This is a genomic window from uncultured Winogradskyella sp., from assembly GCF_947501905.1.
Classification (GTDB): Bacteria; Bacteroidota; Bacteroidia; order Flavobacteriales; family Flavobacteriaceae; genus Winogradskyella.
Genome location: NZ_CANMXL010000002.1, coordinates 536507 through 553353 on the forward strand (window position 1 = coordinate 536507; position 16847 = coordinate 553353).

Annotated in this window: 16 protein-coding genes; 5 read left to right on the forward strand and 11 right to left on the reverse strand. The window is 33.9% G+C overall.

The window, feature by feature from the left end; all coding sequences use genetic code 11:
- The first annotated feature begins 1 nt into the window (after position 1).
- The 4 genes from yidD to Q0770_RS06095 all read left to right on the forward strand — a co-directional run bounded on the left by yidD (position 2) and on the right by Q0770_RS06095 (position 2135).
- Complete coding sequence (yidD, locus tag Q0770_RS06080; RefSeq protein WP_370454714.1) at positions 2-238, forward strand: membrane protein insertion efficiency factor YidD; 237 nt, start codon at positions 2-4, stop codon at positions 236-238.
- Positions 239-306: 68 nt separating this feature from the next.
- The gene (gene lgt, locus Q0770_RS06085) at positions 307-1131 is read left to right on the forward strand and encodes a prolipoprotein diacylglyceryl transferase (protein WP_299115093.1); all 825 of its coding nucleotides are present in this window, start codon (positions 307-309) and stop codon (positions 1129-1131) included.
- Positions 1131-1628: a DUF192 domain-containing protein gene (locus Q0770_RS06090; RefSeq protein WP_299115095.1), complete on the forward strand. Its 498-nt coding sequence runs from the start codon at positions 1131-1133 to the stop codon at positions 1626-1628. Before lgt ends, Q0770_RS06090 begins: the two co-directional genes overlap by 1 nt.
- Before the next feature lie 78 nt (positions 1629-1706).
- Entirely contained in the window at positions 1707-2135 is a 429-nt protein-coding gene (locus tag Q0770_RS06095) for a hypothetical protein (RefSeq protein ID WP_299115097.1), read from the forward strand.
- A gap of 51 nt (positions 2136-2186) precedes the next feature.
- Here Q0770_RS06095 and secDF read toward each other — a convergent pair whose 3' ends face one another.
- The 9 genes from secDF to asnB all read right to left on the reverse strand — a co-directional run bounded on the left by secDF (position 2187) and on the right by asnB (position 14872).
- Positions 2187-5201: a protein translocase subunit SecDF gene (gene secDF / locus Q0770_RS06100; protein ID WP_299115098.1), complete on the reverse strand. Its 3015-nt coding sequence runs from the start codon at positions 5199-5201 to the stop codon at positions 2187-2189.
- 176 nt (positions 5202-5377) lie between these two features.
- Positions 5378-5974 carry a hypothetical protein gene (locus tag Q0770_RS06105; RefSeq protein WP_299115100.1) on the reverse strand — a complete coding sequence of 199 codons (597 nt, stop codon included), beginning with the start codon at positions 5972-5974 and terminating at the stop codon, positions 5378-5380.
- Positions 5975-6043: 69 nt separating this feature from the next.
- Positions 6044-6694: a hypothetical protein gene (locus Q0770_RS06110; protein ID WP_299115102.1), complete on the reverse strand. Its 651-nt coding sequence runs from the start codon at positions 6692-6694 to the stop codon at positions 6044-6046.
- 73 nt (positions 6695-6767) lie between these two features.
- Positions 6768-7694 carry a malate dehydrogenase gene (locus Q0770_RS06115; RefSeq protein WP_299115104.1) on the reverse strand — a complete coding sequence of 309 codons (927 nt, stop codon included), beginning with the start codon at positions 7692-7694 and terminating at the stop codon, positions 6768-6770.
- 134 nt (positions 7695-7828) lie between these two features.
- Entirely contained in the window at positions 7829-9778 is a 1950-nt protein-coding gene (gene gyrB / locus Q0770_RS06120; RefSeq protein WP_299115106.1) for a DNA topoisomerase (ATP-hydrolyzing) subunit B, read from the reverse strand.
- 269 nt (positions 9779-10047) lie between these two features.
- On the reverse strand, positions 10048-10851 hold the full coding sequence (locus tag Q0770_RS06125) for a CPBP family intramembrane glutamic endopeptidase (RefSeq protein ID WP_299115108.1): 804 nt from the start codon (positions 10849-10851) through the stop codon (positions 10048-10050).
- 30 nt (positions 10852-10881) lie between these two features.
- Positions 10882-11451 carry a helix-turn-helix domain-containing protein gene (locus tag Q0770_RS06130; protein WP_299115110.1) on the reverse strand — a complete coding sequence of 190 codons (570 nt, stop codon included), beginning with the start codon at positions 11449-11451 and terminating at the stop codon, positions 10882-10884.
- A 116-nt stretch (positions 11452-11567) separates the two neighbouring features.
- Positions 11568-12980, reverse strand: coding sequence for an amidohydrolase family protein (locus Q0770_RS06135; protein ID WP_299115112.1), 1413 nt, complete (start codon positions 12978-12980; stop codon positions 11568-11570).
- A 230-nt stretch (positions 12981-13210) separates the two neighbouring features.
- Positions 13211-14872: an asparagine synthase B gene (asnB, locus tag Q0770_RS06140; RefSeq protein WP_299115114.1), complete on the reverse strand. Its 1662-nt coding sequence runs from the start codon at positions 14870-14872 to the stop codon at positions 13211-13213.
- 237 nt (positions 14873-15109) lie between these two features.
- Between asnB and Q0770_RS06145 the strand changes: the two genes are divergently transcribed.
- Complete coding sequence (locus tag Q0770_RS06145; RefSeq protein ID WP_299115116.1) at positions 15110-15649, forward strand: DUF2911 domain-containing protein; 540 nt, start codon at positions 15110-15112, stop codon at positions 15647-15649.
- Positions 15650-15698: 49 nt separating this feature from the next.
- Here the strand turns inward: Q0770_RS06145 and Q0770_RS06150 are convergent, their stop codons facing one another.
- Both Q0770_RS06150 and Q0770_RS06155 read right to left on the reverse strand, forming a co-directional pair.
- A complete protein-coding gene (locus Q0770_RS06150) occupies positions 15699-16331 on the reverse strand; it encodes a 7-carboxy-7-deazaguanine synthase QueE (RefSeq protein ID WP_299115118.1) in 633 nt (210 codons plus the stop codon).
- Between the two features lie 51 nt (positions 16332-16382).
- Positions 16383-16829, reverse strand: coding sequence for a Rid family detoxifying hydrolase (locus tag Q0770_RS06155; protein WP_299115120.1), 447 nt, complete (start codon positions 16827-16829; stop codon positions 16383-16385).
- Between the last annotated feature and the right edge of the window lie 18 nt (positions 16830-16847).

Sequence of the window (16847 nt, forward strand, 5' to 3'; positions counted from 1 at the left end):
GATTATCAAAAAACTTCTGACATACCCGTTTTTGTTTTTAATTAAGGTATATCAGACGTTAATATCTCCATTTACCCCAGCTAGTTGTAGATACCAACCTACGTGTTCTCAATATACAAAAGAAGCTTTAGAAACACACGGTTTTTTAAAAGGTGGTAGATTGGCTATAAAACGAATTTTTAGTTGTCATCCATGGGGCGGAAAAGGTTACGACCCAGTTCCTCCTAAAGAAGATTAATATTGCGTTAATGCTATTTCCATTACTATTGAAAATACTATATTTACCACTTAAACAACAATCAATTTATGCACGCTTTAGAAATAGTTTGGGACCCAATTAAATTTTTAGATTTAGGTTTTTTTAAACTTCACTTTTACAGTGTGATGTGGATAGTTGCCTTTATTCTAGGTTTTTATATCACAAAGCGTATATACAGAAACGAAAATCAATCGGACGAGTCTTTAGATTCTTTATTTATATATTCGGTTTTAGGGATTATGCTTGGCGCACGTTTGGGCCATGTTATTTTTTACCAATCAGAGTTGATTACCGAAGATTTCTTTAGCATCTTTTTGCCTTTTAGCTTTAGAGATGGCATCAAGTTTACTGGATTTGCTGGACTAGCGAGCCATGGCGCAGCTATTGCTATGATTATATCTATGTACCTGTACAATAAAAAAGTACTTAAAAAAACTGTACTTTGGATTTTAGACCGTGTTGTTGTTGCTGTAGCCTTAGGCGCTGTATTTGTTAGAATTGGAAACTTTATTAATTCAGAAATTATAGGAAAATATACGGGAAGTGATTTTGGTGTAGTATTTAAGCAATTAGGAGAAACTGCTCCGCGTCATCCTTCTCAATTATATGAGGCATTCTTTTACATTTTTGTATTTTTAATTTTGTTTTTCACTTATTGGAAAACTAAAAAGTCTCAACAACAAGGCTTTTTATTCGGTTTATTTTTAGTTCTCTTATGGACTGTTAGATTTTTCGTTGAGTTCTCAAAAGAAGCTCAAGTTGAAGAACGTGCAGATTGGTTATTAAATACTGGACAATTATTAAGCATACCATTTATACTTATAGGGTTATACTTTATGTTTATATATAAGCCAAAGATAAAAGAAGCATAATGATTAACCAGAAGTTCAGATTACTCTTTTATATTGCCATTATGGCTTTTGGTCTTACCGCTTGTAACAATTCCGAAAAGAACACATCTAAATCTTCTGAAGTTACCTTTAAAAAAGAAGGTACGCTTCAACTTAAAAAAGCTTCAAACGATTCGGTTATAAAAACTTTAGATATCGAGATTGCTGATGACGAATACCAGACCCAAACAGGATTGATGTATCGCAATAGCATGAAAGAGTCTCAAGGCATGTTATTTATTTTTCCTAATGAAACAGAACGCAGTTTCTACATGAAGAATACACGTATTGCCTTAGATATCATTTACATTTCTGCAGACAGTACTATTGTAAGTTTTCAAAAAAACGCTAAGCCTTTTGATGAGACTTCTCTACCATCAAATGCACCAGCTAAATATGTCTTAGAGATTAATGCTGGGCTTTCTGATGCATTTAATATTGAAGCTGGTGATAAAATATCTTTCTTAATTGACAAGTAATATTTATTAAGGATAGCTTGTCTAATTACATTTTTAGATAATTAATTTTATATTAGGCTTTAATCAACAAATTCTAATATGAAGTTTTTTAAAAGATTCTTATTATTTCTTGGTGCATTTCTCATTTTTTGTTCTTTCTCTATTGAGGCCGATAAAAGTTATATAGGTGTATGGAAGGGCAAAGACAAAGGCGATATTGGCCTTTTGACTTTGACAAAAGACAGGTATGCTACTTTTGAATTTGATGGAGAAATTATGGGTGGAAAGTCCTATAATCATCAAGGTATTTCTGCTGCTTTAAAGTACAGAGTCAATACCAGAAAAGACCCTTACAGAATAGACTTTATCATATGGGATAAAAAAAAGGCCATTGAAGTTGGTAAGCTCAGAGGAATTTTAAAAATGAATAATAATGACGAAATGGAAATGGCTATAAATTTTAGCGGAAGTAATAGTAGGCCAACAGATTTCTTAATAGATAGTATAACATTCGTACGTGTTAAATAGAAACAAAAAAGACTGCCAATTGGCAGTCTTTTTTGTTTAATAGATTAAAGATTAGGCGTCTTCCTCCTCTTCTTTAACTTTCTTCTTTAAAGATTCCGCGGCATCACCTTTCTTAGCTGTATCGTACATTATTGGTGTTGCAATAAACACTGACGAATATGTCCCCACTAATACACCTACTATTAATGCGAATAAGAATCCTCTTAACGAATCTGCTCCTAAAAAGAACATCGCTAATAACACGACTAAGGTTGTTAAAGACGTATTTAATGTTCTACTCAATGTACTATTTACAGATGCATTAATGGTCTTTCCTAAAGTCCACCCTGAATGTTCATTGAGATATTCTCTAATTCTATCGAATACAACCACGGTATCATTCAAAGAGTAACCAATTACCGTTAAGATTGCTGCAATAAATGCTTGGTCAATTTCCATACTAAAAGGCATCCATTTCCATGCGATTGAGAATATACCCAATACAATTAATACATCATGGAAAACCGCAGCAACAGCTCCAAGAGAGAATTGCCATTTCTTAAAACGAATTAAGATGTAAAGGAATACAACCACTAAAGAACCAAGTATAGCCCAGAAAGATGACTTCTTAATATCATCGGCAATCGTAGGACTTACTTTACTAGATAACATTTTACCAATCTTATCATCTCCAGAACCATCTAAGAATTCATCATAAGTGATTCCGTCTGGTAAGTATGTTTTTAAAGCTTCAAATAAGGTAGACTGTACTTTCTCATCAGCTTCAGTAGAGTTATCTTCAACTAAGTATTTTGTTGAAATTTTTAATTGGTTATCAGCACCAATAGTCTTAACCTCTGCACTACCAAAAACAGCAGGGTCATTTAATGTTTTAGATACTTCCTCCGTACTTACAGATTGTGCAAAACGCACTTGGTATGTTCTACCACCAACAAAGTCAATACCTTGATCTAAATTGTTTGTAAATAAAGATGCTATACCAGCCGTAATTAATAGTCCAGAAATGACATAAGCAATCTTACGCTTTCCTAAGAAATTAATATTTACATTTTTTAAGAATCCTTTAGTTATAGCTGTAGAGAAATCTAATTTTCCACCACGGTTTACATACCAGTCGATTAGTAATCTTGTAATAAAAATTGCTGTAAATAATGATGTCAAAATACCAATGATTAAAGTCGTTGCGAAACCTTTAATTGGCCCTGTACCAAAAATAAATAAGATTAACGCTGTTAAACCTGTGGTTATATTGGCATCTAAGATTGAAGATAATGCATTAGCAAAACCATCTTTAATGGCCATTTTCTGGTCTTTTCCTTTAGCTAATTCTTCCCGGATACGCTCAAAGATAAGTACGTTGGCATCAACCGAAATACCTATAGTTAAAACGATACCAGCAATACCTGGTAATGTTAATACAGCTCCTAACCCAGATAATACACCAAAGATTAAAAGGATATTAAATAATAAAGCAACATCAGCAAATCCACCAGCTTTACCATAGTAAAAAATCATCCATAGTAAAACAAACACTAATGCTAAACCAAAAGATATTACACCAGAATCAATAGCTTCTTGACCTAAAGATGGCCCCACCTCATCCGCTTGAACAATCTCAGCAGATGCAGGTAATTTACCAGCTCTTAAAACATTAGCTAAATCGGTAGCTTCTTCTACAGTAAATGTTCCTGAAATCTGAGAATTACCACCAGCAATTGGCCCGGTACTTACTCCAGGTGCAGAATACACAATATTATCTAAGACTATAGCAATATTACCTCTTGTTTCATAGGCAACTTTGGTCATGTCCTCCCAAACCTTAGCACCCTTTGCATTCATTTGCATGCTAACTGCTGGGCGATTAACTTGGTCATAATCTTGTCTTGCATCTGTAATAACAGCACCACTTAACTGAGGCTCATCATCTCTGTTACTCTTAAGACCATACAATTCTACAAATTCAGAGTCTTTATTCGCAGGTTTCCCCCATGCAAAACGCGCATAACGCTGCTCAACAGGTAATAAGTCACGGTTAGCATTAAGCTTCTCAAGAACATCATCTTTATCCTTAGCTAAGAAAATACCTATCACTGGACCACCTGTTCCTAAGCTCTGAATCCCTAATGGGTTTGTATTTTCTTGCACAGCAGTAGAATCATTTTCTATCTGACCTGTTAAGTCATCAATTACGCTTGATGTGGTATCTACTTCTTCAGTAGCTTCGGTTTGTTCAGTAGTGTCTTCTGTAGTTTCAGTAGTCTCTTTTTGAGCTTCGAGTAAACGTTGGTTAACTTGCAATAAGTAACCTGCTAAATCTTGAGTTGTATAGGTTTCCCAAAACTGTAATTGTGCAGTTTTAGTAATAATGTCTACTACACGCTTCTTGTCTTTAGCTCCTGGTAACTCAATTAAGATACGACCACCATTTCCTAAACGCTGAATATTTGGAGAGGTTACCCCAAAACCATCGATACGATTACGTAATACTTCAAAAGCTGAAATAATAGACTCATCAACTTTTCTTGAGATAATACTCTTCACCTCTCCATCAGTCATGTTAAACGTAATATCATCACTCAATGTACGGTTAGCAAAAATATCTGGAGACGCTAGTTTGGTATCACCTTTAATAGCATCAAACGCCGTGTAAAAAGATTCTAAGTAAGAATCCTGAGAATCTTTTTGTAACTCATCAGCATCTAAAAGTGCTTGATTAAAAATTGGGTCTTTACTATTATTTGCAAGTCCTTTTAAAATATCTTTTACAGAAATTTCTATAATAGCGTTAATACCACCTTTAAGATCAAGACCTAAATTCATGGCATTATCTTTTACATCGCTGTAAGTATACTTGCTTACTCCTAAGCTATAGACTTCTTGAGTATTTAATGAATCTAAATAACGTAACTCAGCAGTACTGATATCATTGCTCTCTGTGTACTTAGATTGTGCAAATTGCTTTGCATCTTTTTCAAGCTGATTGGCTTTAAACGTAAATGATAATTGGTAAATACTTACCAATCCAAATAGTATAGCAAACAGCTTTACTAATCCTTTGTTTTGCATTGTTTTTGGTTTTATGCTGAAAATTTCAGCAATTGTTTAATTAAATTATGAAGAGTATTTCTCCGGATTGTCATGCTGAATTTATTTCAGCATCTAAATTTTTATCGTATGAAATTATGAAAGACACTTCGACGAGCTCAGTGTGACAGTTCAAAATGACATAAATATTGAGAATATTAAGCTAATGGTCCTGCCCTAACTTCAGGTATGTTATGAGAGGTATTATCTGATACAAACACTACCAATTGGTTAGCATTGTATGCAACTTTTAAATCAAAATAGGTTTTGGAAGTCTCCACTAAAACAGGAAACTTAAGTACATCTGGATTAAAAGAGCGGTCACTCTTTAGATTAAACGTATAAACTTGCTGACCTTCAAAATCCCAAGGTGTATTATTTCCTATTTCAATTTGAAAAATATCAAGACTATAGTCTTTAGTTTCTTTATCTGAAGGCACTTTTGATTCGCTATCAAAAGTAATTTCAGCTTCTTCAGAAAGCATCTGTTTTACATTACTGACAGCTTTATCGCTATGATAAGAAATACGAAAAAATCCATCATCACTTGAGGTAATTTCAATACGATCTGCTCCAATAAGCTCAAGTGCATTTGAAATTTGTGCTAAAGAATCTTCTGTCTGCGAATCTGAAAGTTGCTCATCTGCAAAGTGAATTACAATTTCTTGATTGGCAGAAGGTTTCTGATACTGCTGCACTACACCTAACAATGTTAGGCTTAATACAAAGCTAAATAAGTACCATTTTATTTTCATGCGCCAAATATAAAAAATAAAGACTGCAATATTACAGTCTTTATCATAGAATTATATTAGTCTTTTAATTTACATTTTTGTGTATCCTTCAGGAGGCGTTAAATTAAACTTATTGTCATCAACAGGTTTAGCTTCCATCTTAGTCACCTCTGATTTAATAATAATTTCTGACCCCATCTGATTCATTTTAATTACCATATATAAAGGATAACCATTTACCTTGTCACCTAACATAGCTGTTTGCTGTGTTTTTACTCCCTGAATTTTATCAGTAATAAACATTTCCATAGTCATTTCTGTACCATTTTGGTTAATGCTTATTATATACTGTTTTAAATCATAACCAAGGACATTCTTGGTTTCGGTTCCTTCAGTTACAGTTATGTCTTTCAACATTTCTTCAGTAACTTCAACCTTTTGAGATGTATATTTTTTTCCTAATCCTGGCATATCCATAAGCTGCAATAACTCATTTGATTCAGCATCAATTATAATAGTTATATCTCCTGACATTGGATTTGAAGATTCAGTCCTAGATTTAGTACCATCTACATAAGTTGTTGTTATCATTTCACCTATTGCAGACAAACTTGCGTTAACTTGTTCATTTGGAGATGTCATATTTTGTTTCATAGTAATAACACCTTCAGTAAATTTTTCCTGAGCTATTACAGAAAATGAAATCCCCACAGCTAGGAGAAATAATAAAATATTTTTCATAATTTTTAAAATATAAAGCCTCATTAGTGATAACTAATAAGACTTTGTTAATAGTTATTTAATTTATTGTGAACTAAAGCTCTAAAAGACCATTCGTCTTTTTAACACCTTCAGCACTTGCTTTCATGTGTTCTTTTTCAGCATCACTTAATGATACATCAACAATTTTTTCGATTCCGTTTCTACCTAATACTACTGGTACACCGATACATAGGTCACTTAAACCGTATTCGCCATCTAATAATGTAGAACATGGATAAATTTTCTTTTGGTCACAAGCAATAGCTTGCACTAATCCAGATACCGCAGCTCCAGGTGCATACCAGGCAGAAGTTCCTAATAATCCTGTTAAAGTAGCACCACCTACTTTGGTATCAGCAGCAACTTGATTCAGTCTTTCTTCAGATAAAAACTCAGAAACCTTAATACTATTTCTTGTAGCATGAGATGTTAATGGCACCATACCTTTATCACTATGTCCGCCAATTACCATACCATCTACATCACTAATTGGAGCTTCTAAAGCTTCTGCTAATCTATACTTGAAACGTGCAGAATCTAATGCACCACCCATACCAATAATTCTATGCTTTGGTAAGTCAGTTGTCTTGTGTACCAAATATGTCATCGTGTCCATTGGATTACTTACCACAATTAAAATTGTGTTAGGAGAATGCTCTACCAAACTTGCAGAAACTGTCTTTACAATACCCGCATTGATACCGATAAGCTCTTCACGTGTCATACCTGGTTTACGAGGAATACCAGAAGTTATTACACAAATATCACTATTTGCAGTTTTAGAATAATCGCTTGTACTTCCTGTAATTTTAGTATCAAAACCGTTAAGAGATGCTGTTTGCATAAGATCCATTGCTTTTCCTTCTGCATAGCCTTCTTTGATGTCTAACAAAACAACTTCTGAAGCAAAGTTTTTAATCGCAATATATTCTGCACAACTTGCACCTACTGCTCCTGCTCCAACTACTGTTACTTTCATATTTATGGTATTTATTAGTGTTATTAAAATGTGATTGCAAAATTAAGGCTTTACACCTTAAATTCCATGAATAATATCATAGTATTAACAAAAAAAGAGCCACATTTCTGCAGCTCTTTTTAAACTCTTTTGGTTTATGCATCAATATTTGCATAAATAGCATTTTTCTCTATAAATGCTCTACGAGGCGGAACCTCATCGCCCATGAGCATTGAGAAAATACGGTCTGCCTCAACACCATTATCTATCTGTACCAAACGCATCGTTCTAAACTCTGGATTCATAGTTGTATCCCAAAGTTGCTCAGCATTCATCTCTCCAAGACCTTTGTATCGTTGGATTTTAGAACCATCTCCAAAACCTTCTACAATAGTATCACGTTCCTGATCTGACCATGCATACTGCTTTTTAGCGCCTTTCTTTACCAAATATAGAGGTGGTGTTGCAATATAAATATGTCCATTCTCTACCAATTCTTTCATATATCTAAAGAAGAACGTTAAGATTAAAGTTGCAATGTGAGAACCATCAATATCGGCATCACACATGATTACTACTTTATGGTATCTTAATTTTGAAAGATTTAATGCTCTTGGGTCTTCTTCTGTACCAATAGTAACACCAAGTGCAGTAAATATGTTCTTGATTTCTTCGTTTTCAAAAACCTTATGCTGCATTGCTTTTTCTACATTAAGAATCTTACCTCTCAATGGTAGAATCGCTTGGAATGCTCTATCTCGGCCTTGCTTAGCAGTTCCACCTGCAGAATCTCCCTCAACCAAAAACACTTCACATTTTGCTGGGTCTTGCTCAGAACAATCAGATAATTTTCCAGGTAAGCCTCCGATGCTCATCACCGTTTTACGCTGAACCATTTCACGCGCTTTTTGAGCTGCATGACGTGCTTGTGCTGCAAGTATTACTTTCTGAACAATAACCTTTGCATCATCTGGATTTTCTTCTAAATAATCAGTCAACATCTCAGAAACAGCTTGAGAAACAGATGCTGAAACTTCACGGTTACCTAATTTTGTTTTCGTCTGACCTTCAAACTGAGGTTCTTGAACTTTTACAGATACAATTGCTGTTAACCCTTCACGGAAGTCATCACCAGCAATATCAAATTTCAGTTTATCTAACATCCCTGAACCATCCGCATACTTCTTTAAGGTATGTGTTAATCCACGACGGAAACCAGATAAGTGTGTTCCTCCTTCATGTGTATTAATATTGTTTACATAAGAGTGTAAATTTTCAGCATAAGACGTATTATAAATCATGGCCACCTCTACCGGTACGCCATTTTTTTCACCTTCAAAAGCAATAACGTTTTTCATCAAAGGTTCGCGATTACCATCTAAGAATTTTACAAATTCTTTTAATCCTTCTTCTGAATGAAATGTTTCACCCTCAAAAGAACCATCTTCTTTTTTATGACGTCTATCAACTAAATGAACAGTAATACCCTTGTTAAGGTAAGCCAACTCCCTCATACGGCTTGCAAGAGTATCGTAATTATATTCTAAGGTTTGTGTAAAAATCGTTGAATCTGGCTTAAAGGTAACGGTAGTACCTCTCTTATCAGTTTCACCAACAACTTTCACAGGATACATGGTTTTACCACGCTCGTACTCTTGTTCATAGATTTTACCTTCTCTAAAAACGGTTGCTTTAAGATGTTCTGAAAGCGCATTAACACAGCTAACACCAACACCATGCAAACCACCAGATACTTTATAAGAATCCTTATCAAACTTTCCACCTGCACCAATCTTAGTCATTACAACTTCTAATGCAGAAACCCCTTCTTTTTTATGAAGACCAACAGGAATACCACGACCATCATCTTCTGTCGTAATCGAGTTATCCTCATTAATAGTTACAGTTATATTATCACAATGACCTGCTAAAGCTTCATCAATAGAGTTGTCCACAACTTCGTATACCAAATGGTGTAAACCACGTGTACCTACATCTCCAATATACATCGATGGACGCATTCTAACATGCTCCATACCTTCTAAGGCCTGAATACTATCAGCTGAATAATTATCTTTATTAAATTCTTCTCTTTTTTCGCTCATTATTTTGAATAAATTTAGTTCTAATTTATATGCATAAAAAAAGACGCTTTTGCGTCTCTTTTGAGTACTATCAAAGATAAGAAATACTGAAGCTATTTTAAAGCTTTTTGTCAGTTTTAAGTAATAATTATCAACATTTGTTAATTACCTAAAAGTGCTTTAAATTGCTTAAAAAGCATCTTAAATCAAAAATTGAATGTTTTTTTTATTTTCAAAATAACAAAAATTAAAAAAGTGTCTTAAAATTGATTATTTAAGCTTTCTACATTTTAGCTACATTCATTCTTTAGCCTATTTCTGCGATATTTTTCAGTTAAATATATACTCACTACTAGTACACATAATTGTAAAATCACACCTATAGTTTCCGTTTGAGATTGTAGCTCTGGATTTATCGCTTGTGGATATTGCAAACTCCATATTCCTTCTCTATAATCCTTTAATCCCACCAATGCTTGAATAATGTTTAAAGCCGCATGCAAACCGGTAGCTAATGCTATACCATTAGACTTAAGCGTAACAACACCATACAACAAAGCCCAAATTCCAGGGCCTAATAACTGCTGAAAAAATGTTAGCCCAGTAAAATCATGATACCAAGCGAAAAGAATTGCTAGTGAAATTTGAGCGGGCCAAATACCAACACTATTAGTAATTTTTGTAAACGCATATCCTCGAAAAATAACTTCTTCCATATAAGCTAACGGAAAATACGCCAATACCCATATTAACAGTGATGTAATATCAATAGTCTTATTAATCGAGATTTCTAAATTAGAAAAAGAAACCACAATTGCTAGCATTGCAGTTGCAATTACAACACCTAGAACAAAACCTTTCACAAAACGAAGAGGTGTCTTTTTTTCAAAATAAAAACTAATGTCTTTAAACGTATATCCATCTTTGTTAACAAAAACATATGTTAACATTAAAGCAATAGTCGCAACAAGAATTCCTCCAAAACCGTATTTATTCAAAGCAGGTAATGGAATTGTGTTTAATAATATTAATATTATAATAAAAGTTATAGGCAAAATAAGTGCAGAACAGAGCTGTATGAATTTAAATTTCATAATAAAAAAGGTATAAGATTAAGAAAGAGATTAGATAGTTTTTGGTTTTAAAAAAGGAATAGAGAGTGGATAATTACAAACTCCTGAGCTCAAACCTGACATCAAATTTTTAACACTAAAAATGATACCAAAAAGCGCTACTGCTGCTGTACCAAAAAAGTTAAACCCTGGAAACGGAAAAAACAACAATAGTGTTATTATTAATAATAGATTGATTGTACAATGAAAATTAATAACAGCCCTGCCATGAGAATCGTACATTTTATTATCCTCAGCTTTACTTATCCATATAAAAAGTGGAAATAGCACATTAGCGAAAGGAATAATTAAACCAAAAAATGGCGAGCCATGTATCAATAACATCCATTTACGTTGTATTGTTTCTTCTTTTGGATTATCTAATACAATTAAATCGTCTACTTCGACATCTAAACCTACTGCTAATAGCTTTATAGTTTGCAAATGTGGCTGAACCTCACCTTTTTCTATACGTTGAATCGTGCGTACACCTACAGTTGTTTTATCTGCAAGTTCTTCTTGAGTAAGCCCTTTAAGTTTACGCTGGTATAATAAATTATCTTTTAATGCTTGTTGTTTCATTACTACATCATTTTGTCAATACAAATCTATGATGTTATTTCTGTTTTTCTCACGCCATTTATGTGTCACCTATCTGTCAGGTATTAGTATTACAGGTAATTGCGCTATGGCAAGAGTTAATTTAGCCCTACTTGACCTTTTACAGATTCGAAGAGTTTTTTAGAGTCAAAACCTACCCCATCTTTAAAAACAATCTCCATGTTTCTAATATTCTTTATATCTGAATTTAAGTCTCCGTTTATTAGAATTATATCTGCTTGTTTACCAACTTCTAAAGTTCCTAAAAGTTTTTCTTGTTCTAAAAATATTGCGCCATTAAGCGTACAAATTTTAATAGCTTCTTCTACTGTAAAGCCAGCTTCTACTAAAATTTCAACAGTACGCTGATTTGCATAACCTGCCACGGTACGTCCAGCTCCAGTTGGGTCGGTTCCTGCTACTAAAAAACCTCCTTTATCATAAAAACGTTTCACCCAAGTTAAATTTTTATTGAATCTAGCCAAACTAGCAGCATCTCGTCCTTGAGCTCTTTTATAGCCCTCTTTTAAACGTTCTTGAATCTGAGGTGCCAGTGCATCTAAACCATTACCTGGAACAATTTCTCTAGCTGTATAAGGTTCAAAAACATTTGGAGTTGTTGTAATCACTGTTTTGTTTTTAATAAGTAAATCAATGAGATTATTTATGGTCTCACCATCCACTGGCTCATTTGTAAGACTTTGCCTAGCTTCAAATGGGTCGCAGATATTTTCTTCTTTATTCTTCACGAAATCACTAGCAGCCATGAAACCGTGCTCCAAATTATCAATACCAATATTTGAAGCTTCCTCATAAGTTAAAGAACATAAATGCCCTGTAACCTTAAGGCCTCTTTTATGTGCTTCTTCAACACATATTTTTAAATCTTCTTTGGTAATATTATTATAAACTTTAAATGATGTCACCCCTTTATCTGCCCAATAATTAACGATTTTAGAGACTTCTCCCGGATTATCTATAAATCCTAATTCTGGTACTTTTGGTCCTTCGCGCTCTATAAAAGGTCCAGTAACATGCATTTTAGGTCCAGTCATTCTGCCTTCGTTAATCCATTTTTTGACATTTAAATCTGTCTGAGGCTGAATACTTCCTCCTGTTCGCATAGATGTAACACCTCCAGCTAAATACAATCTTGGAAAAGTAAAGGTCATTTGACCAACACTAAACCAATTTTCGAAAGGTTTTGTATAAAACATATGCTCATGTAACATTACCAATCCTGGAGTTACAGTTTTTCCTGTTCCATCTATGGTTTTTATACCAGTAGGAATTTCGACATCGCTTCCAATAGCTTTAATTTTTCCATTAGAAACTATGATTGTTTGGTTTGACTTTGATGCACTTCCTGTACCATCAAAGATGGTCACATTTGTAATAGCGTATTCAGAATCATCAACAGTTATAAATCGTTTCACCTGAGATGAAAATTCTTGAGCATGAATTTGAAAAACGAATAAGATAATGACGATTATAGATAATATTTTCTTCATTTTAATTGTGATTTAGTATGAAAAAACGCTTATGTCAATCCCAATCTGTAGAAAAGACAAAATCCCGCAGAGGCGAGATTTTGAATTTACATTAATTAATATATATAGAAAAATTCTACGGATATTCTTTTCAATATTTGGGAGCTTAATTGATTAGGTACCGCTATGCAACGGCATTAATTCGACTTACCAAATTTTCTTTGATCGCATCTTGAAAATTTGGATTCTCATTAATATGAATCATCATGGACACTGGCAATAGCTCTACCAGAAGGCTCGTTCATATTTTTAAAAGCCTCATCCCATTCTAAAGCAGTTGCTGTGCTACAAGCCACACTTGCTTCTTGAGGTACACTTAACGCTGCAGTATCACTTGGGAAATGCTCCTCAAAAATTGAGCGGTAATAAAACTCTTCTTTGTTTAGAGGTGTATTGATTGGAAATCTAAACTTAGCATTCGTTAATTGCTCATCTGTCACCTCTTTTTCTACAATATCTTTTAGTGTATCTATCCAACTATATCCTACACCATCGCTAAATTGTTCTTTCTGTCTCCAAGCCACACTCTCTGGCAACATATCTTCAAAAGCTTTACGAATCACCCATTTTTCCATACGCTCACCGTTAATCATTTTATCCTTTGGATTGATACGCATGGCTACATCAATAAACTCTTTGTCTAAAAACGGCACACGACCTTCAATACCCCAAGCCATTAAACTTTTGTTTGCACGCAAGCAATCATACATGTGCAACTTATCTAATTTACGTACTGTTTCTTCATGAAATTCTTGAGCACTTGGTGCTTTGTGGAAATACAAATAGCCTCCAAAAATTTCATCCGCACCTTCACCCGACAACACCATTTTAATACCCATCGACTTAATAACTCGAGCCATTAAATACATTGGAGTCGATGAACGTATTGTTGTTATATCATAAGTTTCGATATTATAAATCACGTCCTTAATCGCATCTAACCCTTCTTGGATGGTAAACTTAATTTCGTGATGCACAGTACCAATATGGTCTGCAACTTTTTGAGCTGCAGCTAAATCTGGAGAGCCTTCTAATCCCACAGAAAAACTATGTAGCTGTGGCCACCAAGCTTTTTCCTTATCATCTGCTTCGATACGTCTTTCAGAATATTTTTTTGCAATAGCAGAAGTCACTGAAGAATCTAATCCTCCTGATAATAAAACACCATAAGGCACATCACTCATTAACTGCCTGTGTACAGCATCTTCCAATGCTTGACGTACTTCAGTTATACTTGTTTCATTCTCTTTTACAGCTTCGTACTCTTCCCAATCGCGCTTATACCATTGTACTAACTTTCCATCTTTACTACTCATGTAATGTCCTGGAGGAAATAACTCAATTTTAGAACAAACACCTTCAAGAGCCTTTAACTCTGATGCTACGTAAAATGTACCCTCTTTATCCCAACCCATATACAGAGGAATAATACCCATATGATCACGCGCAATAAAGTATTCGTCTTTTTCTACATCATAAATGGCGAAGCCAAAAATACCATTCATATCATCAACAAAGTCATGGCCTTTTTCTTGGTATAATGCTAAAATAACTTCGCAATCACTTTCAGTCTGAAAGTCATAATCAGGAAATTTAGAACGTAACTCTCTATGGTTATAGATTTCTCCATTTGCTGCTAAAATCAATTTTTTATCAGCACTAAATAAGGGCTGTTTACCTGAAGCTGGATCAACAATCGCTAAACGCTCATGCGCCATGATTACCTTATCATCACTATAAATACCGCTCCAGTCTGGACCACGATGTCTTATAGTCTTAGACATTTCTAAAACTTGAGGTCTTAGAGTTTCAGATTTTTGCTTTATATCAAACGCACATACAATACCGCACATAATGTTTTCTTTTAAATATTATTATGAAGCAAATATGAAATTAAACTTTCAATTATTAAACATAAAAACACTTATTGACTTCAATATGTAACTTTAAATTAATTAATTGAAATAATTTAAAACTTAACTTAATATATTTTACACTATTTACTATCAATCTGTAAATTTTAATAATTCTTTACGACAGATGCCTTTAATTACAAACTACATTTATACTTTAAAACTCAATTATCACTTATGAAAAATTCAAGATTATTTACAACTATCGCTTTTGCTTTTATGATGTTAGTATCATACAATGTCGATGCTCAAAAATTTAGAGGCTTAGACAAAAGTCCAATGGATGCAGCATCAATAGGACGTGGAAACAAACAATTAGCTAAAGTTTATTACAGTAGACCTCAACTAAAAGGAAGAACTGTTGGTAAAGATTTAGCACCTTATGGAAAAGTTTGGAGAACTGGAGCTAATGAAGCTACGCAACTTGTATTAAATGTAGATATGAACCTAAACGGAACAAAAATAAAGGCGGGAACATATTCTTTATTTACTATTCCTGGTGAAAAAGAATGGGAAGTTATTGTAAGTTCTGACCTTAATAATTGGGGGTCATCTGGTTACAAAAAAGATAACACCGTAGCTAGTATTAAAGTACCTGTAACTATGGGAGATGAATCTTTAGAAGCATTTTCTATGGCATTTGCACCATCAGATGATGGCGTACATCTGCATATGGGATGGGATAAGGTAAGAGTTGCTGTACCTTTTACAAAATAAGAAACACCTTCTTAAAAATAAAAAGCCTTGAGAAATCAAGGCTTTTTATTTATGGAATATTTAAATACTTATGCGTCTGTAGGCTGACTTTCCATTTAGGGTTTGCCATCACATAATCTACAATTTGCGGCATCATTTTATCTCGCTTAGACCATTCTGGTTGTAAGTACAAAATGCAATCCTCATTAACTTGTGCTGCCTGTTCTTCAGCAAATCTAAAGTCATCTTTATTATAGATAATACATTTTAGCTCATGAGCCTTAGCAAAAACTTCTTCTGTTGGCAATTTATTTTTCTTTGGCGATAAACAAATCCAATCCCAATCACCGCTTAATTTATAAGCGCCAGAAGTTTCAATATGCGTCTGTACACCTTTAGCTTTTAACTGAGCTGTTAAAGGATTCATGTCCCACATCAATGGTTCTCCACCAGTAACAACTATAGTATTGCTATACTTTACAGCATTCTCGACAATTTTTTCGGTTTCTGTTGGCGGATGTAATTCAGCTAACCAACTTTCTTTTACATCACACCAATGGCAACCAACATCACAACCTCCAATACGTACAAAATACGCAGCAGTTCCCTTATGGTAACCTTCACCTTGAATCGTATAAAACTCTTCCATCAGAGGCAAAAGCAGCCCTTTATCTATCAACTCTTGTCGTTCTCGTCTTGTCATAGCTGGCAAAGATAGTTTAAAAGTTGGAAGTTTAAAGTTCTAATCGACAAGTTACTTGGCTGCTATCACATCAATTTCTATACTTGCACCACCAGCCAATCCAGCAGCTGCAAAAGTTGTTCGTGCAGGTTTCTTAGTAAAGTATTGTGTGTATACAGAATTGAAAGCTTTAAAATCATTGATATCACTTAAAATTACAGTACATTTCACCACATTATCTAATAATAAATTATGATGCTTTAAAACATCTTCAATATTTTTTATAACCTGTTTAGTTTCGGCTTCAATACCACCATCAACCAATTTTCCAGCTTTATGATCTTTACCTATTTGCCCTGTTAAAAACAACAAATTATCAGTTTCTACAGCATCACTAAAAGGCACATTGGCTCGACTAGGTTCATGCGATTTATGAAATTTAATTTCTGAGGTGGAATTAGCACAAGATTGAAACACAAAACTTAAAAAAAGACAGAAAACTATAAGATACTTTGTCATAATATTGATTTTTATTCT

Coding starts and splice junctions, on each gene's coding strand:
- Q0770_RS06115 (WP_299115104.1), bottom strand. CDS start 7,694: ATGAAAGTAACAGTAGTTGGAGCAGGAGCAGTAGGTGCAAGTTGTGCA.
- Q0770_RS06155 (WP_299115120.1), bottom strand. CDS start 16,829: ATGACAAAGTATCTTATAGTTTTCTGTCTTTTTTTAAGTTTTGTGTTT.
- gyrB (WP_299115106.1), bottom strand. CDS start 9,778: ATGAGCGAAAAAAGAGAAGAATTTAATAAAGATAATTATTCAGCTGAT.
- Q0770_RS06150 (WP_299115118.1), bottom strand. CDS start 16,331: ATGACAAGACGAGAACGACAAGAGTTGATAGATAAAGGGCTGCTTTTG.
- Q0770_RS06135 (WP_299115112.1), bottom strand. CDS start 12,980: ATGAAGAAAATATTATCTATAATCGTCATTATCTTATTCGTTTTTCAA.
- lgt (WP_299115093.1), top strand. CDS start 307: ATGCACGCTTTAGAAATAGTTTGGGACCCAATTAAATTTTTAGATTTA.
- asnB (WP_299115114.1), bottom strand. CDS start 14,872: ATGTGCGGTATTGTATGTGCGTTTGATATAAAGCAAAAATCTGAAACT.
- Q0770_RS06130 (WP_299115110.1), bottom strand. CDS start 11,451: ATGAAACAACAAGCATTAAAAGATAATTTATTATACCAGCGTAAACTT.
- Q0770_RS06095 (WP_299115097.1), top strand. CDS start 1,707: ATGAAGTTTTTTAAAAGATTCTTATTATTTCTTGGTGCATTTCTCATT.
- Q0770_RS06145 (WP_299115116.1), top strand. CDS start 15,110: ATGAAAAATTCAAGATTATTTACAACTATCGCTTTTGCTTTTATGATG.
- Q0770_RS06125 (WP_299115108.1), bottom strand. CDS start 10,851: ATGAAATTTAAATTCATACAGCTCTGTTCTGCACTTATTTTGCCTATA.
- Q0770_RS06105 (WP_299115100.1), bottom strand. CDS start 5,974: ATGAAAATAAAATGGTACTTATTTAGCTTTGTATTAAGCCTAACATTG.
- Q0770_RS06090 (WP_299115095.1), top strand. CDS start 1,131: ATGATTAACCAGAAGTTCAGATTACTCTTTTATATTGCCATTATGGCT.
- secDF (WP_299115098.1), bottom strand. CDS start 5,201: ATGCAAAACAAAGGATTAGTAAAGCTGTTTGCTATACTATTTGGATTG.
- Q0770_RS06110 (WP_299115102.1), bottom strand. CDS start 6,694: ATGAAAAATATTTTATTATTTCTCCTAGCTGTGGGGATTTCATTTTCT.